General features: G+C 69.4%; 23 protein-coding genes. 22 read left to right on the top strand and 1 reads right to left on the bottom strand.

Translation table 11 applies throughout. The annotated features are described in order from the left end of the window. Positions 1 to 87 precede the first annotated feature (87 nt). The 19 genes from rpmE (at position 88) to E1292_RS13680 (ending at position 17,510) form a co-directional block, all read left to right on the top strand. Positions 88 to 306, top strand: coding sequence for a 50S ribosomal protein L31 (gene rpmE, locus E1292_RS13770; RefSeq protein WP_132518486.1), 219 nt, complete (start codon positions 88 to 90; stop codon positions 304 to 306). Between the two features lie 87 nt (positions 307 to 393). Further along, positions 394 to 1,446 (top strand): peptide chain release factor 1, encoded by a 1,053-nt coding sequence (gene prfA, locus E1292_RS13765; RefSeq protein WP_132595530.1) that lies wholly within the window; start codon positions 394 to 396, stop codon positions 1,444 to 1,446. Beyond that, on the top strand, positions 1,443 to 2,297 hold the full coding sequence (gene prmC, locus E1292_RS13760) for a peptide chain release factor N(5)-glutamine methyltransferase (RefSeq protein WP_132595529.1): 855 nt from the start codon (positions 1,443 to 1,445) through the stop codon (positions 2,295 to 2,297). Before prfA ends, prmC begins: the two co-directional genes overlap by 4 nt. Positions 2,298 to 2,419: 122 nt before the next feature. Next, positions 2,420 to 3,067, top strand: coding sequence for an L-threonylcarbamoyladenylate synthase (locus tag E1292_RS13755; protein WP_132595528.1), 648 nt, complete (start codon positions 2,420 to 2,422; stop codon positions 3,065 to 3,067). Positions 3,068 to 3,241: 174 nt separating this feature from the next. Continuing rightward, positions 3,242 to 5,851, top strand: a complete 2,610-nt coding sequence (locus E1292_RS51035) for a hypothetical protein (protein ID WP_165974520.1) — start codon at positions 3,242 to 3,244, stop codon at positions 5,849 to 5,851. After that, entirely contained in the window at positions 5,851 to 6,225 is a 375-nt protein-coding gene (locus E1292_RS13745; RefSeq protein ID WP_132595527.1) for a hypothetical protein, read from the top strand. Before E1292_RS51035 ends, E1292_RS13745 begins: the two co-directional genes overlap by 1 nt. A gap of 316 nt (positions 6,226 to 6,541) precedes the next feature. Next, the gene (gene glyA / locus E1292_RS13740) at positions 6,542 to 7,807 is read left to right on the top strand and encodes a serine hydroxymethyltransferase (RefSeq protein ID WP_132595526.1); all 1,266 of its coding nucleotides are present in this window, start codon (positions 6,542 to 6,544) and stop codon (positions 7,805 to 7,807) included. A 57-nt stretch (positions 7,808 to 7,864) separates the two neighbouring features. Continuing rightward, the gene (locus E1292_RS13735; protein ID WP_181958229.1) at positions 7,865 to 9,151 is read left to right on the top strand and encodes a glycosyltransferase family 4 protein; all 1,287 of its coding nucleotides are present in this window, start codon (positions 7,865 to 7,867) and stop codon (positions 9,149 to 9,151) included. A 130-nt stretch (positions 9,152 to 9,281) separates the two neighbouring features. Continuing rightward, on the top strand, positions 9,282 to 9,704 hold the full coding sequence (locus E1292_RS13730) for a Cg1360 family ATP-synthase-associated protein (protein WP_132595525.1): 423 nt from the start codon (positions 9,282 to 9,284) through the stop codon (positions 9,702 to 9,704). A gap of 65 nt (positions 9,705 to 9,769) precedes the next feature. Then, positions 9,770 to 9,985, top strand: coding sequence for an AtpZ/AtpI family protein (locus tag E1292_RS13725; protein ID WP_246090098.1), 216 nt, complete (start codon positions 9,770 to 9,772; stop codon positions 9,983 to 9,985). A 67-nt stretch (positions 9,986 to 10,052) separates the two neighbouring features. Further along, positions 10,053 to 10,850 (top strand): F0F1 ATP synthase subunit A, encoded by a 798-nt coding sequence (gene atpB, locus E1292_RS13720; RefSeq protein WP_132595524.1) that lies wholly within the window; start codon positions 10,053 to 10,055, stop codon positions 10,848 to 10,850. 71 nt (positions 10,851 to 10,921) lie between these two features. Further along, positions 10,922 to 11,152, top strand: a complete 231-nt coding sequence (atpE, locus tag E1292_RS13715) for an ATP synthase F0 subunit C (protein WP_132595523.1) — start codon at positions 10,922 to 10,924, stop codon at positions 11,150 to 11,152. 29 nt (positions 11,153 to 11,181) lie between these two features. After that, positions 11,182 to 11,733, top strand: a complete 552-nt coding sequence (locus E1292_RS13710; RefSeq protein ID WP_132331965.1) for a F0F1 ATP synthase subunit B — start codon at positions 11,182 to 11,184, stop codon at positions 11,731 to 11,733. After that, complete coding sequence (locus E1292_RS13705; RefSeq protein WP_132595522.1) at positions 11,733 to 12,542, top strand: F0F1 ATP synthase subunit delta; 810 nt, start codon at positions 11,733 to 11,735, stop codon at positions 12,540 to 12,542. The genes E1292_RS13710 and E1292_RS13705 overlap by 1 nt, the downstream gene beginning before the upstream one ends. Positions 12,543 to 12,566: 24 nt before the next feature. Continuing rightward, entirely contained in the window at positions 12,567 to 14,213 is a 1,647-nt protein-coding gene (gene atpA / locus E1292_RS13700) for a F0F1 ATP synthase subunit alpha (RefSeq protein ID WP_132595521.1), read from the top strand. Between the two features lie 3 nt (positions 14,214 to 14,216). Beyond that, positions 14,217 to 15,119: a F0F1 ATP synthase subunit gamma gene (locus tag E1292_RS13695; RefSeq protein WP_132595520.1), complete on the top strand. Its 903-nt coding sequence runs from the start codon at positions 14,217 to 14,219 to the stop codon at positions 15,117 to 15,119. Position 15,120: 1 nt separating this feature from the next. Continuing rightward, positions 15,121 to 16,569 carry a F0F1 ATP synthase subunit beta gene (gene atpD, locus E1292_RS13690; RefSeq protein ID WP_132331958.1) on the top strand — a complete coding sequence of 483 codons (1,449 nt, stop codon included), beginning with the start codon at positions 15,121 to 15,123 and terminating at the stop codon, positions 16,567 to 16,569. Between the two features lie 131 nt (positions 16,570 to 16,700). Beyond that, the gene (locus E1292_RS13685) at positions 16,701 to 17,102 is read left to right on the top strand and encodes a F0F1 ATP synthase subunit epsilon (RefSeq protein WP_132331956.1); all 402 of its coding nucleotides are present in this window, start codon (positions 16,701 to 16,703) and stop codon (positions 17,100 to 17,102) included. Positions 17,103 to 17,129: 27 nt separating this feature from the next. Continuing rightward, a complete protein-coding gene (locus tag E1292_RS13680; RefSeq protein ID WP_132595519.1) occupies positions 17,130 to 17,510 on the top strand; it encodes a DUF2550 domain-containing protein in 381 nt (126 codons plus the stop codon). Positions 17,511 to 17,580: 70 nt separating this feature from the next. Here E1292_RS13680 and E1292_RS13675 read toward each other — a convergent pair whose 3' ends face one another. After that, positions 17,581 to 18,171 carry a cob(I)yrinic acid a,c-diamide adenosyltransferase gene (locus tag E1292_RS13675; protein WP_132595518.1) on the bottom strand — a complete coding sequence of 197 codons (591 nt, stop codon included), beginning with the start codon at positions 18,169 to 18,171 and terminating at the stop codon, positions 17,581 to 17,583. A 130-nt stretch (positions 18,172 to 18,301) separates the two neighbouring features. Here E1292_RS13675 and E1292_RS13670 point away from each other — a divergent pair, with 130 nt between their 5' ends. Genes E1292_RS13670 through E1292_RS13660 form a run of 3 tightly spaced genes read left to right on the top strand, consistent with a single transcriptional unit; the run spans position 18,302 to position 21,453 of the window. After that, complete coding sequence (locus E1292_RS13670; protein ID WP_132595517.1) at positions 18,302 to 19,198, top strand: ABC transporter ATP-binding protein; 897 nt, start codon at positions 18,302 to 18,304, stop codon at positions 19,196 to 19,198. Beyond that, complete coding sequence (locus E1292_RS13665; RefSeq protein WP_132595516.1) at positions 19,195 to 20,304, top strand: ABC transporter permease; 1,110 nt, start codon at positions 19,195 to 19,197, stop codon at positions 20,302 to 20,304. Before E1292_RS13670 ends, E1292_RS13665 begins: the two co-directional genes overlap by 4 nt. Then, entirely contained in the window at positions 20,305 to 21,453 is a 1,149-nt protein-coding gene (locus E1292_RS13660) for a sensor histidine kinase (RefSeq protein WP_132595515.1), read from the top strand. It begins immediately after the preceding gene. Positions 21,454 to 21,499: the final 46 nt, after the last annotated feature.

Raw genomic sequence — 21,499 nt, 5'->3', positions numbered from 1 at the left:
TGGCACACTGGTAGCTGACCATTTTGCGGTTCCGGTTCACGCCATGCGATCAGGGCGACCCGGCGGCCGCAGCCCGAAAGGACAGCGATGAAGCGCGACATCCACCCCGAATACCACGTGACGCAGGTGACCTGTTCCTGCGGTAACACGTTCACCACGCGGAGCACCGCGAAGAACGGCGTGATCCACGCCGACGTGTGCTCGGCCTGCCACCCGTTCTACACGGGCAAGCAGAAGATCCTCGACACCGGCGGCCGAGTGGCTCGCTTCGAGAAGCGCTTCGGCAAGAAGCCCGCGGGCAAATAGCTCCACCGACGCCGGCCCGGACGCACCCCGGTGCGCCGGGTCGGCGTTGTCGGTTGCGACGCCCCACCCCACGACGAAGGACGCACGGTGAATCTCGACGAGTTGCTCAAGGAGTATTCCGAGCTGGAGCTGCAGCTCGGAGATCCCGCCGTGCACGCCGACCAGCACAGGGCCCGCACCCTCGGCAGGCGCTACGCCCAGCTCACGCCGATCGTCGGCACCTATCGCGAGCTCGAGTCGGTCCGCGAGGACCTGACGGCCGCCAAAGAGCTGGCCGGCGAGGACGAAGCGTTCGCCTCCGAGGCGGCCGAGCTCGAAGGGCGCGTCCCCCAGCTGGAGGAGCGGCTCAGGCACCTGCTCATCCCGCGCGATCCCAACGATGACAAGGACATCATCATGGAGATCAAGGCGGGCGAGGGCGGCGAGGAGTCCGCGCTGTTCGCGGGCGACCTGCTGCGCATGTATCTGCGCTACGCCGAGCGGCTCGGCTGGAAGACCGAGATCATCGACAGCCAGCCCTCCGACCTGGGGGGCTACAAAGACGTCACGGTCGGCATCAGGGCCAAGGGCGACGAGGGCGTGTGGTCCAGGCTCAAATACGAGGGCGGCGTGCACCGCGTGCAGCGGGTGCCCGTCACCGAGTCCCAGGGCCGCATCCACACCAGCGCCGCGGGCGTGCTCGTCTACCCCGAGGCGGAGGAGGTCGACGTCCAGATCGACCCCAACGACCTGCGCGTCGACGTCTATCGCTCCAGCGGCCCTGGCGGCCAGAGCGTCAACACCACCGACTCCGCGGTCCGCATCACCCACCTGCCCACCGGCGTCGTCGTCTCGTGCCAGAACGAGAAGAGCCAGCTCCAGAACAAGGAGTCGGCTCTGCGCATCCTGCGCGCGCGGCTGCTGGCCATCGCGCAGGAGGAGGCCGACGCCGCCGCTCAGGCCGAGCGCAAGTCGCAGGTCCGCACCGTCGACCGCTCCGAGCGCGTACGCACCTACAACTTTCCGGAAAACCGCATCTCCGACCACCGGGTCGGCTTCAAGGCGTATAACCTCGACCAGGTTCTCGACGGCGAGCTCACCGCCGTCACCCAGGCCCTCATCGACGCCGAAATGGCGGAGAAGCTCGCACAACACTCATGACATTCCTGCTGGACGAAATCGCCCTGGCCACTGCCCGGCTGGCCGAGGCAGGTGTCCCCTCACCGCGCACCGACGCTGAGGAGATCGCGGCGTTCGTCCACGGCGTGCGCAGAAGCGAGCTCCACACGGTCAGGGACGCCGACTTCGACGCGCTGTTCTGGGAGGGCGTCGCGAGACGCGAGGCCCGCGAGCCGCTGCAGCACATCACCGGCCACGCCTACTTCCGCTACCTCGAGCTGGCGGTCGGGCCCGGCGTGTTCGTGCCGCGGCCGGAGACCGAGGTGATGGCCGGCTGGGCCATCGAGACGCTGCGCGCGATGGACGTCACCGCCCCCCTGGTCGTCGACCTCGGCACCGGCTCGGGCGCGATCGCGCTCTCCATCGCCCAGGAGGTGGCGCTGGCCGAGGTCCACGCCGTCGAGGTCGACCCCGGGGCGTACACGTGGGCCAAGCGCAACATCTCCGAGCACGGCCAGGGCCGCACCCACCTGCACCCGGAAGACCTCGCGGAGGCGCTGCCCGAGCTCAACGGCAAGGTCGACCTGGTCATCTCCAACCCTCCCTACATCCCGCCCGGCGCGATCCCGCGCGACCCCGAGGTGCGCGACTACGACCCCACCCGGGCCCTCTTCGGCTCCGGCGACGACGGTCTCGGCGAGGTGCGCGCGGTGGAGCGTACGGCCCGCCGCCTGCTGCGCCCCGGTGGCTGGGTGGCCGTCGAGCACGCCGACGAACAGGGCAGGGCCGTCTACCTGACGTTCCCCGAGGACAACGGCTGGCGTGACGTACGCCTGCGCCAGGATCTCACCAGACGAGACCGCTTCGTCACGGCCCGCCTGGGCCAGGATTAAGTTGCACGCCAGCGGCCCGGCCTTCTCCCGTACGACGAGAGAGAGCGAAGCCACCGAACGAGTTGAGGGGAGGAGGCCTCGAGAGCGCCGCTCGTAGCCGAGCGGAGCGAGGCAACAGAACCGTGGGAAGACGCTTTGACTGCTCCGACCTCGAGCAGCGGACCGAAGGACTGACGGAGGCGGCGGCCGCCGTACGCCGCGGTGAGCTCGTGGTGCTGCCGACCGACACCGTCTACGGCCTCGGCGCCGACGCATTCACCCCGTCGGCGGTCACCGAGCTGCTCGACGCCAAGGGGAGGGGCCGTGACATGCCACCGCCGGTGCTCGTGGGCACCGTCAGGGCCGCCACAGCGCTCATAGACGACCTGGGGCCCTATGGGCAGGACCTGATAGACGCCTTCTGGCCGGGGCCGCTCACGCTCGTCTGCAAGGCCAACAGGGCCCTTTCCTGGGACCTGGGCGACACCAAGGGCACGGTGGCCGTCCGCATGCCACTCCACCCGGTCGCCCTCGACCTGCTCAAGGAGACCGGGCCGATGGCCGTCTCCAGCGCCAACCGCTCCGGCGCGCCCGCCGCCACCACGGCCGAGGAGGCGGAGGAGCAGCTCGGAGAGTCGGTCGCCGTCTATCTCGACGCCGGCAAGACCACCGACCACACGCCCTCCACCATCCTCGACCTCACCACGGCCGTGCCCAGGATGTTGCGGCGAGGGGCGATCCCCGTGGAGAAGCTGCGCGGCATCATCGGCTACGTCGCCACCGACGACTGACGTATACCGGCTGCTTATTCCGGCTGCGGTCGCGCTCGCGCCAAATTACGGTGAGGCGCGGAGCGGCTGCCATCGAGAAACCTGCTCACCAGACTGCCGCCCCGCTGTCGTTCCTGGCCACCGCCGTGGCGGCAGTCCACGTGGCGGGTTTCTCATCGGACGTCGGGAGTGGCCATGGGCAAGTTCGACGGCATGGATCCCAAGCTGGTGCGCGACCTGCTGGCCGAGGCGAAACACGCGGCCGCGGAGATGCGCAAGGTCGAGGACCAGGTCCGGCTCACCATGAACCGAGCCGGGCTCCCCACCCAGACCACCCACCGTCCCGCCCAGATCGCCGACGCGGTCGACACCATGATCAAAGACGTCAACGTCCGGCTCGGGGTGCTGGAGAAGCGGGCCGATCCGCCCGGGATGGGGGCGGGCGCCTCCGACGATCCCAAGGGGGTTCGCGGGGATCGGGAGCGGTACGAGAATCCGCGCGCCGGCGACAAGACCGACGAGGTCCCCCCGAAGACGGCCGACGATCCACCGAAAACCGGTGACGCTCCCCCGAAGACCGGTGACACTCCTCCGAAGTCTTCGGATGACCCGCCGAAGACCGGTGATGCTCCTCCGAAGTCCGCGGACGATCCGCCGAAGAGGGGCGACGCCCCTCCCAAGACGGGCGACGAGCCGAAGACGGGTGATGCCCCGAAGACCGACCATGACACGGGCGCCGGCAAGGGTGACACCGACGTTCCGAAGGGCGAGGAAGCCCCGAAGAGCGACGACGTTCCCCAGGGCGATGACGGGAGGACCTGCGAGGAGCCCCGCGCCGGCGACCAGCCCAGGACAGGCGACAGCGCGAGAACCGGTGATGACCCCCGGACGGGTGACCAGCCGAGGACCGGTGACGACTCCCGGACGGGTGACCAGCCCAGGGCGGATGACCGGTCCGGTACCGATCCCGGCGGGAACGCCTGCGACGACGACAGGGGCACCGGCACCGGCACGGGCCAGGACACCGGCACGGGCCAGGACACCGGCACGGGCCAGGACACCGGCACGGGCCAGGACACCGGTACGGGCCAGGACACCGGTACGGGCCAGGACACCGGTACAGGTCAGGACACCGGTACAGGTCAGGACACCGGGACCGATCAGGATGCCCGGACCGATGATCAGCCTGTCGGCATGCCCAAGGACGACGACCTGGACAGCAGGCGCGACCGCGGTGCCGAGGCCGATACCGGCACGAGGGACGACCCGTCCGACACCCCGGCCCAGGACGGGCGGGACGTGAACCAACCGCAGGTCGTGGTGGTGGACGGGGTCAAGGTGTTGCAGGTGCCGCTCGACCCGCCCACCGCCGAGCAACTCGAAGACCTGCTGGAGAACACCGACCAGGTGGCCCCGGCCGAGATGCCCCAACTGCCGGCCGACAACATCACCACCGCCTCCGACGTCAGCGCCTGGGCGAACGACGGCAGCGACGTGGTCTCCGCCGGCACGGCCCCACCCGGCCAGGACGCCCTGAAGACCGTGGTGGAGCACCACCGCGACATCCGGCCGCTGGACATGCCGGGGGTAGAGGTTCCGGCGGGCGAATACGGCAAGGGCGAGTGGACTGAACGCGACATCCGCCCTGACGGCCCCGCGGGCTCCATCGACCCCAGCCGTCCGAGCACCGGCGAAGCGACGACTCCCCCGGCGACCGAGGCCGCGGGGACGATCCCGCCGGCAGTCGGGGACGCGGGGGCCGCTCAGCCGGTGACCAGGGATGCGGGGACGATCCCGCCGGCCGCCGGCGATGCCACCCCGCCGTCGAGCGACTCCATAGGGGGCAAGGACGGCACCTGCACCCCCGGCACCGACGAGCAGCCGGGCGGCACGGGCAGGACACCAGGCGACACAACCCCTGGCGACGGTGGGGCGACGCCCAGCAGACCGGCGGGGGACGAACCAGGCCAAGGTACGCGTGACGGTCAGGACACGGATGATCGTGCAACCGGAAACCAGGGTGACCGAGGCGCCGGTGATCGTGAGGCCGGTGATCGAGGAACTGGTGATCGTGAGGCCGGTGATCGGGGAACTGGTGATCGTGAGGCCGGCGACCGTGAGGCCAGTGACCGTAGGGTCGGCGACCGTGAGGCCGGTGACCGAGGAACAGGTGACCAGGAGACGGGAGGCCAAGGAACTGGCAGGAGGGGTGAGCAGGGCGAACCCGTCAGGATCCCGCCGACGAATCCCTCGGTCGACCTGCCCGATGGCAACTCCACCGGCACCCCGGCCACGACGGCCGTCGCCGACTCCGACTCCGGCCGCGCAACGGGACGGGGTGACGGGACGGCGACCGTGTACGGCGCGGAACCACGTCAAGCGGGTGGTACGGGCCCGGCGTACACGGTGCAGATCGCCTACGGCACCGAGCCTGCCTACGGCACCGAGCCTTCCCGACCCGATCCTGCATACGGCACCGAGCCTTCCCGGGCGGAGCCTGCCTATGGCAGTGAGGCATCCCGGACCGATCCGGCCGACGGATTCGCGCCCGGGCAGCGGGACGAGGTTGACGGCAGCGCGGGGGCGGGCGACGGCGGCGATGTGGTCTCCGTCAATGTCACCCCGCCCGACCTGGACGCCCTCAGGACGGTCATCGAGCACCACAGGGACATCCAGCCCGTCGACATGCCCTCCGTCGAGGTTCCGCCGGGCGAGTACGGCGAGGGCCGATGGGCGCCCGAGGACATCAGGCCGGACGGCCCGAGCGGGTCGGTCGATCCCGGTACGCCGGAGAGGAGCGCGTGATGTACGTGGACCCGCCCGCCCCCAAGGCCAGGCAGCGCGACGAGACCCCGCCCATCAGCTCCACGGGCCCCTTGGACAACCCGCAGCGGGCCTGGGAGTTCAATCCCGACTACCAGCGCCTGGTCGTCGCATGGAACACCGTCCTGCCCCAGCTGGAGGCGCTCAGAACGGTCCTGGACAAGGCGTACGCCCTGGCCAAGAGCCCGCAGACGTGGGACGCCCCGGTGGGCGAGCGCTACGTCAAGGACATCCGCGAGTGGCGTACCAGGCTGTCGGTCTACCGGCATGCCGTGCTGACCGCGATCAGCGACGAGGCCGCCGACACGCCGAGGTGGATCCAGACGACGGCCAACGCGCCGCACGCGTTCCAGTGACGGGGTGCACTCGCAGTCAGCCGCCCGTCTGTCACGACATGCGGCCAACGCGAGGAAGGGCGCGGTTCGTGCAGGCCTACCTGCCCCGAACCGGGCGCCCGCAGCCCGGACCGGATGGGGGGCTTACGCCCGGACCGGACGGGCCGCCCGGACCGGACGGGGGCTTTCGCCCTGGCCGGACGGGGACCTCTGCCCGGACCGGACGAGGCTTCCGACCGGACCGGGCGCATCACTGAGTAGCCCTGAAACGTGGTGAACGGATTCCGGGCATCACCTCTCTATGGGAGAACCGGACACCAGGTCGTACAGTGGGGAAATGGGTGCGGAACCCTACTACGGTCCCGACTTCGGGCTGCTGCGCCGGCAGGATCCCGAGCTCGCGCAGGTCCTGCTCGACGAGCTCGAACGCGTGCGCGGCGGGATCCAGCTGATCGCGAGCGAGAACTTCACCTCGCCCGCCGTCCTGGCCGCGCTGGGCTCCACGCTGACGAACAAGTACGCCGAGGGCTACCCGGGCAGGCGTTACTACGGCGGTTGCGAGGTCGTCGACCGGGCCGAGCGGCTGGCGATCGAGCGGGCGTGCCGGTTGTTCGGGGCGGAGCACGCCAATGTCCAGCCCCACTCGGGCGCCTCGGCGAATCTGGCCGCCTACGCGGCGCTCCTCCAGCCGGGCGACACCATGCTGGCCATGGCCCTGCCGCACGGCGGCCATCTCACGCATGGCTCCAAGGTGAACTTCTCGGGAAGATGGTTCGACGTCGTGCCGTACGGGGTGCGTCGTGACAGTGAACTCATCGACTACGACGAGGTGCGGGATCTGGCGCTGCGGCACCAGCCGAAGCTCATCGTGTGCGGCGCCACGGCGTACCCGAGGCTGATCGACTTCGCGGCTTTCCGCGGCATCGCGGACGATGTGGGGGCGTGGTTGCTGGCGGACGTGGCGCACCCGATCGGGCTGATGGCGGGCGGTGCGATCCCGTCGGCGGTGCCGTACGCGGACGTCGTGACCTTCACCACGCACAAGGCGCTGCGCGGGCCGCGCGGCGGCGCCATCCTGTGCACGCGGGAGCTGGCCGCCAGGATCGACCGGGCGGTGTTCCCGTTCGTCCAGGGCGGGCCGCTCATGCACGTGGTGGCGGCGAAGGCGGTGGCGTTCGGGGAGGCGATGCGGCCGGAGTTCGCGGGCTACACCAGGAAGGTGATCGCGAACGCGCAGGCGCTGGCGGAGGCGCTGGACGCGGAGGGCATGCGGGCCGTCAGCGGGGGCACCGACACGCACCTGGCGCTGATCGACCTGCGCGGGGTGGGGGTGCCGGGTGTCGAGGCGGAGCGGAGGTGCGCGGCCGCGGGCATCACGCTCAACCGCAACGTGATCCCGTACGATCCCGAGCCGGCGGCCGTGACCTCGGGGATCCGGGTCGGTACGCCGTGCGTGACGACGCAGGGCATGGGGCCCGAGGATCTGAAGGAGCTCGGGTCCCTGGTCGCCAGGGCCGTGCGCGATCCGGGCGGCGCGGAGGAGGTCAGGGCAAGGGTGACGGCCCTTCTCGCCATCCATCAGCCATATCTCAGCGAATTTTGAGCCGGTCTGTGTCGGTTTCCGGTCACAGCGGGCCGGAGCATCCGGGAAACTAGGTTCGTGCGCGAATACCTCTTCATGGCGCTCATCTCGGCAGCGGTGACCTACCTGCTGGTGCCTCTGGTGCGCCGCTTCGCCATCAGCATCGGCGCCATGCCCGAGGTTCGCGAGCGCGACGTGCACACCACGCCGACGCCCAGGCTGGGCGGCCTGGCGATGTACGGCGGCCTGGTCGTCGGACTGCTGGTGGCCAGCAGGCTCACCCACACGGGCGCGGCCCTGGCGGAGTCCGACGGCGACGCCGTCATCGCGCTGATCGTCGCCGGCGGGCTCATCACGGTCACCGGGTTCCTCGACGACTGGTGGGGCATGGACGCCTTCGTCAAGCTCGCCGGGCAGATCGCGGCGGCCGGCGTGCTGGTCTTCTTCGACCTGCGGCTCCTCTACATCCCGCTGCCGGAGGCCTGGGGCGGCTCCACCAGCCTCGACTACACGCTCAGCACGGTCATCACGATCATGGTTGTGGTCGTGACCATCAACGCGGTCAACTTCGTCGACGGGCTCGACGGCCTGGCGGCGGGGGTCGTGTGCATCGCGGGCATGGCCACCTGGGCCTATTCGATCTTCCTGGCCGAGGAGATCAGCGGGGGCCGCATCACGACGACGGCCGCCATCGCCGCCGTGCTCATCGGCGCGTGCCTGGGCTTCCTGCCGCACAACTTCCATCCGGCGAAGATCTTCATGGGCGACACGGGGGCCATGCTCATCGGGCTCGTGCTCGCCTCGTCGATCGTCACCGTGACGCCGCTCGACCCGGCGATCATCGAGGGCATAAACCGGTTCGGCGTGCTGCTGCCGCTGCTCGTCCCGGCGGGGGTGCTGGTGTTGCCGCTGGTCGACCTGGTCACCGCGGTGGTGCGGCGCACCTCGCGCGGCCTGTCGCCGTTCGCGCCCGACCGCGGCCACCTGCACCACCGGCTGATGGACATCGGCCACTCCCACCGCAGGTCCGTGCTGATCATGTACGCGTGGGCGTTCCTGTTCGCCTTCGGCATCGTGGGCATGTCCACGATCGGCGTGCCGGTCCTGCTGTTCCCCGTGGTCATCGTGCTCGCGCTGGCCGTGCTGGTGCTGATGGCCCTGCCGCGCTGGCGGGGCAGGGGCGGGGCGCACACGGCGTCGCGCGACGACCCCGACGACGACGGGCCGCCCACGGGCCCGATGCCGCCCATCCCGCCGGAGCCTGAGGTCAGACGGCGGATGCCGCCTCGGGGAGACGTCTCGCCGCAGGACCGCTCGACCGCCGAGGGCAATCCGGTCATTCCTGCCCATCCGGGGCGTTCTTGATCGCGAACTAGAAACGGCAGGTAAAAGCGGTCTTCCGTGAGCTTGTGATATCTTTCACGAGCAGGGACTCCAGACGCACTGGTTCTGGAGGTAGCAAACGCTCGCTTGACAACAGGCTGATGGAGCACCGATGCAGGCCAATGACGTGCGCGTACTCAAAAGCGCCGCGATTCCGACCTCTGCGGTTGGGGTGGTCACCGTCCTGGTCGCTTTCCTGGCGGCGGGAGGCAAGGGTGCGCTCGGCGCGGCCATGGGTGCCCTGCTCGTCGGGATCTTCTTCAGCATCAGCGTCGCGGTGGTGTCCTACGCCGCCAGGGTCTCCCCGCAGATGATGGCGATCGCCGCGATGGTCAGCTATCTCGTCAAGGTCCTGGCCATCATGGCCGTGCTGTCCGCCTTCCGTGACACCACGGCCTGGAACACGCAAGCTTTCGCCTGGTCTGTCGTGGTCTGCACCCTCGTGTGGACGGGCTTCGAGGTCCGTGCCTTCGTGAAGACCAAGATGCTTTACGTCGACCCCGACGCCGGAGTTCCGGGAAAGGGCGACGCATGACGCGCTCGCCCGGACGGGGTCCGATATGACTAGTCCTCTGTTCGCCTGCTATCGTCGGCCCCGCGATGAGCGCACAGGAACGCCGACCCGAAGAAGACGGTCGCGACTTCGCCGACGCCATGTGGTCAGTCCCCAGCTATCTACTCGCCGGGATGGCTATCTACGGCGGCCTCGGATGGTTGCTGGACCGGTGGTTGGACATGTCCGCGTTCTTCCCCATAGGCGTTGTCCTGGGGGTTGTGCTCGGCGGCTACCTGGTCTACCGGAAGTTCGGTCGCTAGCCCGGAGCAGCAACCGCTTCGCTGAGGAAACTCTTGTGATCCACTACGACGTTGAAGGGAACGCCGCGTGAATGCGCTGACGGTCCTCGCTCCCCCTGGCGACCAATTCGGGGCGCCTACGCCAGACGAGCTGTTCAACCTGCCCCCCATCATCCCCGGGGTCGACTGGTTCACCAAGCCGGTGCTGCTGGCCGTTCTCAGCGCCGTTCTCGTGATCGGGGTGTGCTGGGCGGCCTTCGCCAAGCCCAAGCTCGTGCCGAGGGGCGCCCAGAACGCCGTCGAGCTCGGCTACATGTTCGTCCGCGACCAGGTCGCGCGGCCCTTCCTGGGCAAGGACGCCGACCGGTGGATGGGCCTGCTGGTCAGCGTGTTCTTCCTGGTGCTGGTCTGGAACCTCATGGGCGTCGTCCCGGTGCTCCAGTTCCCCGTCGCCTCGCACATCGCCTTCCCGGCCGTGCTCGCGCTCCTGATCTACGGCCTCAAGGTCTACCTGGGCATCAAGCACCAGGGCGGCATCGGTTACTTCAAGAACATGATGTTCCCCCCGGGGCTGCCGAAGCCGATCTACTTGCTGCTGGCCCCGATCGAGTTCCTCTCGAACATGATCATCGCGCCCTTCACGCACGCGGTGCGACTGTTCGCGAACATGTTCGCCGGCCACATGCTGCTGGCCTTCTTCAGCATGGTGGGCTTCTGGTTCCTGTTCGGGAATCTGACCCCGCTCGGCGCGCCCGTCGGCGTCGTGGGTGTGGTGATGACCATTCTGCTCACGGGCCTGGAGATCTTCATCCAGTATCTGCAGGCGTTCCTCTTCGCGATGCTGGCCGCGATGTACATCGGCGGCTCGTTGCACCCGGATCACTGAGAAGCACAGACCGGCACAAGCCAGACCGGTGAGACTCCGCTTCACCGGCCGTCCAGTAAAGGAAAACAGTAATGAGCGTTCTCGCTGAGGTCTCCGGCAACGTCACCGCCATCGGTTACGGTCTCGCCGCCATCGGCCCCGGCATCGGCGTCGGCATCATCTTCGGTCAGGGCGTGCAGGCCATCGCGCGTCAGCCCGAGGCCTACGGCCTGATCCGCCAGAACATGCTCCTCGGGTTCGTCCTCACCGAGGCCCTCGCCCTGATCGGTCTGGTCGCCCCGTTCATCTTCCAGGCCATCTGACGGTCCCCACCTGACGAAAGGCTGCATCCATGACTATGGCAGCTACGCTCCTCGCGCAGGAGGAGGGCGCCAACCCCCTCATCCCGCACACGTACGAGCTCGTCGTCGGCATCTTCTCCTTCCTCGTCGTCCTCTTCGTCGTCGGCAGAATCCTCGTCCCGCGCATCCAGAAGACGCTGGCCGAGCGTACGGACGCGATCGAGGGCGGCATCAAGAGGGCGGAAGAAGCGCAGGCCCAGGCGCAGGTCCTGCAGCAGGAATACCGCGACCAGCTGGCCGAGGCCAGGCAGGAGGCGGCCAGGCTGCGCGAGGAGGCTCGCGAGCAGGCCGCGCAGATCAAGGCGGAGCTCCGCGAGGAGGCCCAGGCCGAGGCCCGGCGTCTCGTCGAGGCCGCGCACGCGCAGATCGAGGCGGACCGCCAGGCGGCCTTCGCCCAGCTCCGCGCGGAGATCGGCCGCCTGTCGACCGACCTGGCCGGCCGCATCGTCGGCGAGTCCCTCGAGGACGAAGCGCGGCAGAGCCGCATCGTCGACCGGTTCCTCGACGAGCTGGAAAGCTCCAACGCGCAGGCGGTGCGTTAATGAGGGGCCTGAGCAGGGCGTCGCTGGCCGAGGTCGAGGAGCGGTTCAACGCGGTCGCCGGCAGTGCCGACCTCGGCACGCTCTCCGACGAGCTGTTCGCGGTCGCGGACCTGCTCGACCGCGAGCACGGCCTGCGCCGTGCCCTGTCCGACCCGTCCAGGCCGGGCGAGCAGAAGGCGGGCACGATCCGCTCGCTGCTCGACGGCAAGGTCAGCGAAGCGGCGCTGGCCACTGCCGAGACCGCGGTCTCGGCGCGGTGGTCGCGCGCCGGTGACCTGGCCGACGTGCTCGAACGGCTCGGCGTCGCCGCCGCGGCCGCGGAGGCGGAGGGCCAGTCGCGGCTCGACGAGGTGGAGGACGAGCTCTTCCGCTTCGGCCGCATCGTCGCGGCCAACCCGGAGCTGCGCCGGGCCCTCACCGACGCGGGAGCGCCGGAGGCCGGCAAGCAGGAGCTGCTGAGCCGGCTGCTCGACGGCAAGGTCGCCCCCACGAGCCTGCGCCTGATCAGCCAGCTGGTGCTGCACCCGCGGGGGCGTAGCCTGGAGTCGGGCCTCGAAGGGGTCGGGCACCTCGTGGCAGAGCAGCGCCGGCGCCTCGTGGCGGTGGTGCGCACGGCGGTCGAGCTGACCGACGCGCAGCGCGAGCGCTTGATGGCGTGGCTGCGCACCTCCTACGGCCGTGACGTGCACCTGAACGTCGAGGTGGACAAGCGAGTGCTCGGTGGGTTCTCGGTCCGCATCGGCGACGAGATCATCGACACCACCATTGTGGGACGAATCGAAGAAGTCCGCCGCCGGTTGGCCGGCTAAGGCGAATAGGGAGACAGAGTAGAGATGGCGGAGCTTACGATCCGGCCGGACGAGATCCGGGACGCGCTTGAGCGCTTCGTCCAGGCGTACGAACCGGAAGGCGCCGCGCGCGAGGAGATCGGGACCGTCGTCGACGCCGGCGACGGCATTGCCCATGTCTCCGGCCTTCCCTCGGCGATGGCGAACGAACTGCTCGAGTTCGAGGGCGGCACGCGCGGTCTGGCACTTAACCTCGACACCCGCGAGATCGGTGCCGTTATTCTGGGCGACTTCAGCGGCATCGAGGAGGGCCAGACGGTCCGCAGGACGGGCGAGGTCCTGTCCGTGCCCGTCGGTGACGACTTCCTCGGTCGCGTGGTCGACCCCCTGGGCAACCCGCTCGACGGCAAGGGCGCCATCCAGGCCGAGCGCACCCGTGCCCTCGAACTGCAGGCCCCCTCGGTCGTCCAGCGGCAGCCGGTGAAGCAGCCGCTGCAGACCGGCATCAAGGCGATCGACGCCATGACGCCCATCGGCCGCGGCCAGCGCCAGCTGATCATCGGCGACCGCGGCACCGGCAAGACGGCGATCGCGGTCGACACGATCCTCAACCAGCGCGAGGCCTGGGCGTCGGGCGACCCCGAGAAGCAGGTCCGCTGCGTCTACGTCGCGGTCGGCCAGAAGGGCTCGACGATCGCGCAGGTCAAGGCCCGCCTGGAGGAGGCCGGCGCGCTCGAATACACCACGATCGTGGCCGCCCCCGCCTCCGACCCGGCCGGCTACAAATACCTTGCCCCCTACACCGGCTCGGCCATCGGCCAGCACTGGATGTACCAGGGCAAGCACGTTCTGATCGTCTTCGACGACCTGACCAAGCAGGCCGACGCCTACCGCGCCGTGTCCCTGCTGCTGCGTCGCCCTCCGGGCCGCGAGGCCTTCCCCGGCGACGTCTTCTACCTCCACTCGAGGCTCCTGGAGCGCTGCGCCAAGCTCTCCGACGACATGGGCGGCGGCTCGATGACGGGCCTGCCGGTCATCGAGACCAAGGGCAACGACGTGTCGGCGTTCATCCCGACCAACGTCATCTCCATCACCGACGGTCAGTGCTTCCTCGAGACCGACCTGTTCAACGCGGGTGTGCGCCCGGCCATCAACGTCGGCATCTCGGTGTCCCGAGTCGGTGGTTCCGCGCAGGTCAAGGCCATGCGTAAGGTCGCGGGCACGCTGAAGCTGTCGCTGTCGCAGTATCGCGACCTGGAGGCCTTCGCGGCGTTCGCGTCCGACCTCGACGCGGCCTCCAAGGCCCAGCTCGAACGCGGTCAGCGCCTGGTGGAGCTGCTCAAGCAGCCCCAGTACGAACCGTTCCCCGTGGAGCGGCAGGTCGTGTCGGTGTGGGCCGGCACCACCGGCGAGCTCGACGAGGTGCCGGTCGACGACGTGCGGCGTTTCGAGACGGAGTTCCTCGACTTCCTGCAGTCCTCGCACAAGGGCATCCTCGACACCATCCGCGAGACCAACGAGCTCACCGACGACACGGTGACCGCGCTGAAGGACGCCATCACGGAGTTCAAGAAGGGCTTCACCACCTCCACGGGCGAGCTGCTGGTCAAGGACGAGCCGGTGGCGCCGCTGGAGGCCGAAGAGGTCGGCCAGGAAAAGATCAAGAAGGTCGTCCGTCGGGCGGAGAAGTAGGTCATGGGTGCCCAGCTAAGGCTGCTGCGGCGGCGGATCAACTCGGTCAAGTCGACCGCGAAGATCACGCGTGCCCAGGAGCTCATCGCCTCTTCACGGATCGTGAAGGCGCAGCAGCGGATGCAGGCGGCGCTGCCGTACGAGCGTGAGATCACTCGCGCCGTCACCGGCGTCGTCAGCAACGCGGCCAGCGTCGATCATCCGCTGACCGTGGCGAAGGACAACCCCGTGAAGGCGGGTGTCCTCATCGTCACCAGCGACAGCGGGTTCTGCGGCGGCTTCAACGCCAACGTCCTGCGCGAGGCCGAGGCCCTGCGCGGGTTGCTGGAGGGCCGCGGCTTGGAGGTCGTGCCGTTCGTCACCGGACGCAAGGGTGTCACGTGGCACACCTTCCGCCAGCGCGAGATGGGCGGCCAGTGGGTCGGCTTCTCCAGGAAGCCGGCCTACGCCGACGCCAAGGAGATCGCGCAGACGCTGATCGACTCGTTCAAGGACGACAACGGGATCGACGAGATCCACATCGTCTCGACCGAGTTCGTCTCCATGCTGACCCAGAACGTCGTGGTCAAGCGGATCCTGCCGCTCGAGGTCGAGGAGACGGAGGCGACGGAGTCCACCGCGATCCCGCCCTACTTCGAGTTCGAGCCGACCGCGGGCGACGTTCTGGAGTCGCTGCTGCCGCGTTACGTCGAGTCCCGGATCTTCACGGCGCTGCTGCAGTCGGCGGCCTCCGAGGAGGCCGCGCGGCGGCGCGCGATGAAGTCCGCGACCGACAACGCCAACGAGCTGATGCGGCTGCTCACCCAGGAGATGAACCAGGCTCGCCAGGCGGAGATCACCCAGGAAATCAGCGAGATCGTCGGTGGGGCCAACGCGCTCGCTGACGCCGCAGCGGGGAAAGAGTGAAATGACTGCAGAGGCTGTTGAAACTGTGGAAGCCGCGGCGGCCGGCACAGGCCGCGTGGCACGTGTCACCGGCGCGGTCGTCGACGTGGAGTTCCCCGTCGACGCGATGCCCGAGATCTACAACGCGCTCAAGGTCGAGGTCACCCTCGGTGGCGAGACCAGGACCCTGACCCTCGAGGTGGCCCAGCACCTGGGCGACAACCTCGTGCGCGCCATCTCCATGCAGCCCACCGACGGCATGGTCCGCGGCCAGGCGGTGCAGGACACCGGCGGCCCGATCTCGGTGCCGGTCGGCGACGTCGTCAAGGGCCACGTGTGGAACGCGCTGGGCGAGACGCTCGACGTGCCCACCGCGTCGCTCAAGATCGAGGAGCGGTGGGGCATCCACCGTCCCTCCCCGGCGTTCGACCAGCTCGAGTCCCGCACCGAGCTGCTCGTCACCGGCATCAAGGTCATCGACCTGCTCACTCCCTACGTGCAGGGCGGGAAGATCGGCCTGTTCGGCGGCGCCGGCGTGGGCAAGACGGTGCTCATCCAGGAGATGATCCGCCGCGTCGCCCGTAACTTCGGCGGCACCTCCTGCTTCGCCGGTGTGGGCGAGCGCACCCGTGAGGGCAACGACCTCTGGCTGGAGATGGAGGAGGCGGACGTCCTCAAGGACACCGCGCTCGTCTTCGGCCAGATGGACGAGCCGCCGGGCACCCGTCTGCGCGTGGCGCTGTCGGCGCTGACCATGGCCGAATACTTCCGCGACGTGCAGAAGCAGGACGTGTTGCTCTTCATCGACAACATCTTCCGCTTCACGCAGGCCGGTTCGGAGGTCTCGACCCTGCTCGGCCGTATGCCGTCCGCCGTGGGTTACCAGCCCACGCTGGCCGACGAGATGGGCGTGCTCCAGGAGCGCATCACCTCGACGCGCGGTCACTCGATCACCTCCATGCAGGCGATCTACGTGCCCGCCGACGACATCACCGACCCCGCCCCGCACAACGCGTTCGCGCACCTCGACGCGCAGACCGTGCTCTCCCGGCCGATCTCGGAGAAGGGCATCTACCCCGCGGTGGACCCGCTCGACTCCTCCTCCCGGATCCTCGACCCGCAGATCCTGGGCGAGGAGCACTACCGGGTCGCCCAGGAGACCAAGCGGATCCTGCAGAAGTACCGCGAGCTCCAGGACATCATCGCGATCCTCGGTATCGACGAGCTGTCCGAGGAGGACAAGGTCACCGTGCAGCGGGCCCGCCGCATCGAGCGGTTCCTGTCGCACCCGATGTACGCCGCCGAGGCGTTCACCGGCCAGCCGGGCGAGACCGTCCCGCTGGACGAGACCATCGCCTCCTTCAAGGGCCTGTGCGCGGGCGAGTACGACCACCTCCCCGAGCAGGCGTTCTTCATGGTCGGTGGCATCGAGCAGGCCGTGGCCAAGGCCAAGGAACTCGAGCGCCGCTAAATCGCCCCCAGTCGAAGGGCGAGCTCTGCGAGCCCGGACCTACCTAGAGGGCGAGTTCTGCGAGCCCGGACCTACGGTGGTGGTACGGCCGCCCGCCGTGCCACCACCTGATCGGAAAGGAACCTACACAAGTGGCGAAGCTACGCGTAGGGGTTGTCTCACCCGAGCGTGAGATCTGGTCGGGCGAGGCCGACATGGTGATTGCCAAGACCGTGGACGGCGAGATCGGTATTATGCCGCAACACGCACCTGTGCTCGGCGTCCTCGTCGAGGGCGGCGTGCTGCGCATCAAGCGGGAAGGCGAGGGCGATCTCGCGGCGGCCGTGCACGGGGGCTTCATCTCCGTGGCCGACGACGAGGTGTCGGTGCTCGCCGAGGTGGCCGAGCTCGGTTCCGAGGTCGACGTCGCGGCGGCCCGTGACGCTCTCGACCGGGCCCAGGCCTCGATCGAGGCCAACCAGGAAGACGCCGACGCGGCGATCGAGGCCAAGCGCGCCAGGGCTCGGCTCCGCGCGGCGGGCGAAGAGGTTTAATATTCCAAACGGGGCGCAGGGGGCGGCATGATGGCGACGGTTGTGATTGTCCTGGTGCTGTTCGCCGCCCTCGTGGTCCTGCGCTGGGTCACGCTGACCCGCTCGCGTGGCAGCGTGCCCTGTCGACTGCGGGTGGGGGAGCGGGCCTGGCAGAGCGGCGTAGCCCGCTACGCCGACGGGGAGCTCCACTGGATCCCGCTTCTGGGTGTCCGACTGAGGCCGCGCCACGCTATCGCGAGGCGCGGCCTTGTTGTTTCTCCCCGCCGCGAGATCGAGGGCGGGATGTTCGCGGTGGATCTCAGCGGGAGCACGCACGGCGTGTCCATCGCGATGAGCGCCGACGCGCTGACGGGCTTTCTCGCCTGGTTGGAGTCGGCGCCGCCGAGCGCCTATCTGGACGTCGCCTGACCGCAGCGCCTGAGCGTCCAAGCACTCCAGCGCCTCAGCACTCCTGCGCCTCACGGCCTGACGGCTGCGTTCAGCGGGTGCCGCCCGGCTTCCAGAGGATCTCGTTGCCCCCGTGGGCGACCCGGCAGGCGATGAAGAGCAGGTCGGACAGCCGGTTGAGGTATTTCGCCGTCAACACGTTCATGTCGTCGTGCGCCTGGAGCGCGGCCCAGGCCGTACGCTCGGCTCTGCGCACCGTGACCCTGGCGACGTGCAGCGCCGCAGTGGCGGGGTCGCCGCCGGGCAGGATGAAGCTGCGCAGCGGCTTGAGGCCGGCGTTGTAGCGGTCGCACTGCGTCTCCAGCCAGTCGATGTACGACTGCTCCACCCGCAGCGGCGGGAAGTCGGGGTTCGCCACGACCGGCGTGGCCAGGTCGGCTCCCAGGTCGAAGAGCTCGTTCTGGACGCGTACGAGCACCTCCACCAGGTCGGCGGGCAGGGTGCCGTGCGAGAGCGCGACCCCCAGGTGGGCGTTGGCCTCTTCCACGTCGGCGTAGGCCGCGAGCCGGAGATCGGTCTTCGGGGCGGGGCTCATGTCGCTCAGCGTGGTGGTGCCGTCGTCGCCCGTGCGGGTGTAGATGCGGGAGAGGACGACCGGCTTGTCCTTGTCGGCGCGCGTCATGGCCTCAGCGTACTCGTGACAAATGTCATCGACATCGGACGCGGGATCCATATCGCACCTGTGATTCCGGCGACTGGCTCGAAGAAACGGGTGAAAGCCATGATTGACCCATGATGAAGGAGATGACCTGATGCTCGAGATCAACGAGCTGCGCAAGCGTTTCGCGGGCGGCCCCGGCGCCCCAGCCGCCAAGATCGCCTTGGACGGGATCAGCTTCGCCGTACGGCCGGGCGAGATGTTCGGGTTCGTCGGCGCGAACGGCGCGGGCAAGACCACGACGATGCGCATCGTGATGGGCGTGCTCCAGGCGGACTCCGGCTCGGTGACCCTGCGGGGCGCGCCGCTCTCGCCAGACGACCGCCGGCGCTTCGGCTACATGCCGGAGGAGCGCGGTCTGTACCAGAAGATGCGGGTCGCCGAGCAGATCGAGTACTTCGGCCGCCTGCACGGGATGAGCGCGACGGCCGTCACGAAGGCCACCGACGACCTGCTCGAGCAGCTCGGGCTGACCGAGCGCAAGAACGACGCCGTGCAGGCCCTCTCGCTGGGCAACCAGCAGCGGGTGCAGCTCGCCGTGGCCCTGGTGCACGACCCCGAGCTGCTCATCCTGGACGAGCCGTTCTCCGGGCTCGACCCGATCGCGGTCGACGCGCTGGCCACGGTGCTGCAGGAGCGGTGCAGGGGCGGCGTGCCGGTGATCTTCTCCAGCCACCAGCTGGAGCTGGTGGAGCGGCTGTGCGACTCCGTGGGCATCGTCTCGGCCGGGCGGATGGTCGCCGAGGGCGCGGTGGCCGACCTGCGGGCGGCCGAGCGGAACGAGCTGCGCGTGGTCGTCAGGAACCCCGCGCCGGGCTGGGCGGACGGCCTGCCGGGCACGGTCACCGTCGATGGCGACCGGCACACCCTGCGCGCCACCGGCGGTGACGACCAGGAGATCCTGCGTCGCGCCGTGAAGGCGGGGCGGGTCGAACACTTCGGGGCCGAGCAGCCGAGCCTCACCGAGATCTTCAAGGAGGCCGTGGCGTGAACGGACTGATGCTGGTCGCCCGCAGGGAGATCACGACGCAGGTGCGGACGAAGGGGTTCGTCATCGGCCTGCTCATCACGGCGCTCTTGGTGGCGGCGGTCTCGTTCGCCCCCAAGGTGCTGGGCGGCGACGACTCCTACACGCTGGGCACCGTCAACTCCCAGCAGCTGCCGCTGCAGGCCGCCGCGCCGGACACGACGTTCGAGTGGCGGGCGTTCCCCGACGAGGGCGCGGCGACGCAGGCGGTGCTCGACGGCGACGTGGACGCGGTGCTGGTCAACGGCTCCAAGGTGCTGACGGACGGGAAGATCGACGATGAGCTCGGCGTGCTGCTGCAGAGCGTGAACCGAGAGGTCAAGCTCGGCGCCGCCGGGGTGTCCATCCCGCCACTGCAGATGCAGTCCGTGGGCGCCGACACGCGGTACGAGTCCGCGCGCGCCGGCATCGCCGTGGTGCTCGTCCTCGTGCTTTTCATGCTCATCATGGGCCAGGTCATGATGGTGGCCATGGGCGTGGTGGAGGAGAAGGGCAGCAGGATCGTGGAGATCCTGCTCTCCACCGTGCGGCCGTGGCAGCTGCTCGGCGGCAAGATCCTGGGGTTGGGCACGCTCGGCCTGATCAACCTGGTCACGATCCTCGTCGTCGGGCTCGGCTCGGCGATGGCCTCGGGCATCGCCACCGACTTCCCGCCCGGCATCCCCGGCCTGGTGGCCGCGGTGCTGGTCTGGTTCGTGCTCGGCTACGCCTTCTTCGCGGCGCTGGCGGCGGCCTTCGGGTCGCTGGTCTCGCGGCAGGAGGAGGTGGGCTCGGTGCTGACGCCGCTGACCATGCTCGTCATGATCACGTACTTCGTCGCCTTCTACGCCACCAACGACGCGACGGGCACGCTGGCCACGGTCGTGTCGTACATCCCGCCGTTCTCGTCCATGGTCATGCCGGTGCGGATGGCGGCGACCGAGGTGCCGCTGTGGCAGGTGGGCGCGTCCATGGCGGCGATGGTCCTGGCCGTGCTCGCGGTGCTGGCCTTCGGGGCCAAGATCTACGAGCGCGCGGTGCTGCGGACGGGAGCCCGACTCAAACTCGGCGACGTGCTGCGCACGAAGTAGATGGATCCGATCAAACGGGCGCGGCGCCTCACCTGGGCGATGATCGCCTCGGGCCTGCTGACGATGTGGTTGCTCATCGCCGTCTCGTCCGTGACCGCCCAGGTGGAGGGTACGTTCTCGTGGTGGCGGGCCGCGCCGGCGCTGATCGCCGCCGGCGCGTTCACCTGGCTCTACCCGCGTATGGCCGACGCGATCCTGGACCGCCGTTACCCCACCAGGCAGGTGGTGGTGGCGGCGGTTCTCGCGTTGGTCGCGGCGGGCGCCGGCGGGGCGGACCCGACCGGATGGGGCTTCGTGCTCATGGCCTGGCTGGGGGTCGCCATGCTCGGCGTCTCCATCCGCACGCTGGTCCTGCAGATGATCGGGACGTGGGCGGCCGGCGTCACGCTGGGGCTGGCGCCGGGCGCCGTGGCTCTCGTGCCCACCGATCGGGGGTTCGCCTATTACGCCCTGCTCTACGGCCTCTGGTGCGTCGTCCTGCCGCCGTCCGGCCGGGTCTGGCTGCTGATCTGGAGGCTGGCCGTGGAGGCCCACGAGGGCCGCGACGCGCACACGCGGCTGGCGCTGGCCGAGGAGCGGCTGCGATTCTCCAGGGATCTGCACGACCTCGTGGGGCACCAGCTGTCCGCCATCGCGGTCAAGACGGAGCTGGCCGTACGGCTGTCGGACAAGGACGCCGGCGCGGCGAGGGCCGAGATGGCGGAGGTCAACACGCTGACCAGGAAGGCGCTCAAGGAGCTGCGCCAGGCGGTGCGCGGCTACCGCGAGCTTGACTTGGCCGCCGAGCTGAATAGCGTTGAAGGCGTACTCGAAGCGGCGGGGGTCCGCTGCGAGAAGCGTCTGCCCTACCGCGAGCTGCCGGACGGGGTGGCGCCGGTGTTCGCCTACGCGGTCCGCGAGGCGGTGACCAACGTGCTCAAGCACAGCGTCGCGACGTTCTGCCGCATCACGATCCGCTTCACCGATGATGAGGCGGAGCTGGAGGTGCGTAACGACGGGGCGGTCGCGCGCCAGAGCGTGGACCTGGGGAGCGGCCTGGCGGGCCTGAGGGAGCGGCTGGCCGCCGCGGGCGGGACGGTGAGCGCCCAGCCGGCAGGTGATGGCGAGTTCGTGCTGAACGCAGTCGTGTCACTTCCGATACGTGGGTAGGAGAGCTGTGCGGGGGGTTTCACCGGGCGCGGTTTCGCGCTGGCCG

The sequence above is a fragment of the Nonomuraea deserti genome, assembly GCF_004348685.1.
GTDB classification, from domain to species: Bacteria; Actinomycetota; Actinomycetes; order Streptosporangiales; family Streptosporangiaceae; genus Nonomuraea; species Nonomuraea deserti.
The sequence above is the reverse complement of the archived record's forward strand: the minus strand, read 5'-3'. Positions and strand labels throughout refer to the sequence as shown.

What these genes read in the sequence shown, in the direction of transcription:
- rpmE (WP_132518486.1), top strand. Translation starts at nt 88, where the DNA reads ATGAAGCGCGACATCCACCCCGAATACCACGTGACGCAGGTGACCTGT.
- prmC (WP_132595529.1), top strand. Translation starts at nt 1,443, where the DNA reads ATGACATTCCTGCTGGACGAAATCGCCCTGGCCACTGCCCGGCTGGCC.
- E1292_RS51035 (WP_165974520.1), top strand. Translation starts at nt 3,242, where the DNA reads ATGGGCAAGTTCGACGGCATGGATCCCAAGCTGGTGCGCGACCTGCTG.
- E1292_RS13745 (WP_132595527.1), top strand. Translation starts at nt 5,851, where the DNA reads ATGTACGTGGACCCGCCCGCCCCCAAGGCCAGGCAGCGCGACGAGACC.
- glyA (WP_132595526.1), top strand. Translation starts at nt 6,542, where the DNA reads ATGGGTGCGGAACCCTACTACGGTCCCGACTTCGGGCTGCTGCGCCGG.
- E1292_RS13730 (WP_132595525.1), top strand. Translation starts at nt 9,282, where the DNA reads ATGCAGGCCAATGACGTGCGCGTACTCAAAAGCGCCGCGATTCCGACC.
- E1292_RS13725 (WP_246090098.1), top strand. Translation starts at nt 9,770, where the DNA reads ATGAGCGCACAGGAACGCCGACCCGAAGAAGACGGTCGCGACTTCGCC.
- atpE (WP_132595523.1), top strand. Translation starts at nt 10,922, where the DNA reads ATGAGCGTTCTCGCTGAGGTCTCCGGCAACGTCACCGCCATCGGTTAC.
- E1292_RS13710 (WP_132331965.1), top strand. Translation starts at nt 11,182, where the DNA reads ATGACTATGGCAGCTACGCTCCTCGCGCAGGAGGAGGGCGCCAACCCC.
- E1292_RS13705 (WP_132595522.1), top strand. Translation starts at nt 11,733, where the DNA reads ATGAGGGGCCTGAGCAGGGCGTCGCTGGCCGAGGTCGAGGAGCGGTTC.
- atpA (WP_132595521.1), top strand. Translation starts at nt 12,567, where the DNA reads ATGGCGGAGCTTACGATCCGGCCGGACGAGATCCGGGACGCGCTTGAG.
- E1292_RS13695 (WP_132595520.1), top strand. Translation starts at nt 14,217, where the DNA reads ATGGGTGCCCAGCTAAGGCTGCTGCGGCGGCGGATCAACTCGGTCAAG.
- atpD (WP_132331958.1), top strand. Translation starts at nt 15,121, where the DNA reads ATGACTGCAGAGGCTGTTGAAACTGTGGAAGCCGCGGCGGCCGGCACA.
- E1292_RS13680 (WP_132595519.1), top strand. Translation starts at nt 17,130, where the DNA reads ATGATGGCGACGGTTGTGATTGTCCTGGTGCTGTTCGCCGCCCTCGTG.
- E1292_RS13675 (WP_132595518.1), bottom strand. Translation starts at nt 18,171, where the DNA reads ATGACGCGCGCCGACAAGGACAAGCCGGTCGTCCTCTCCCGCATCTAC.
- E1292_RS13670 (WP_132595517.1), top strand. Translation starts at nt 18,302, where the DNA reads ATGCTCGAGATCAACGAGCTGCGCAAGCGTTTCGCGGGCGGCCCCGGC.
- E1292_RS13660 (WP_132595515.1), top strand. Translation starts at nt 20,305, where the DNA reads ATGGATCCGATCAAACGGGCGCGGCGCCTCACCTGGGCGATGATCGCC.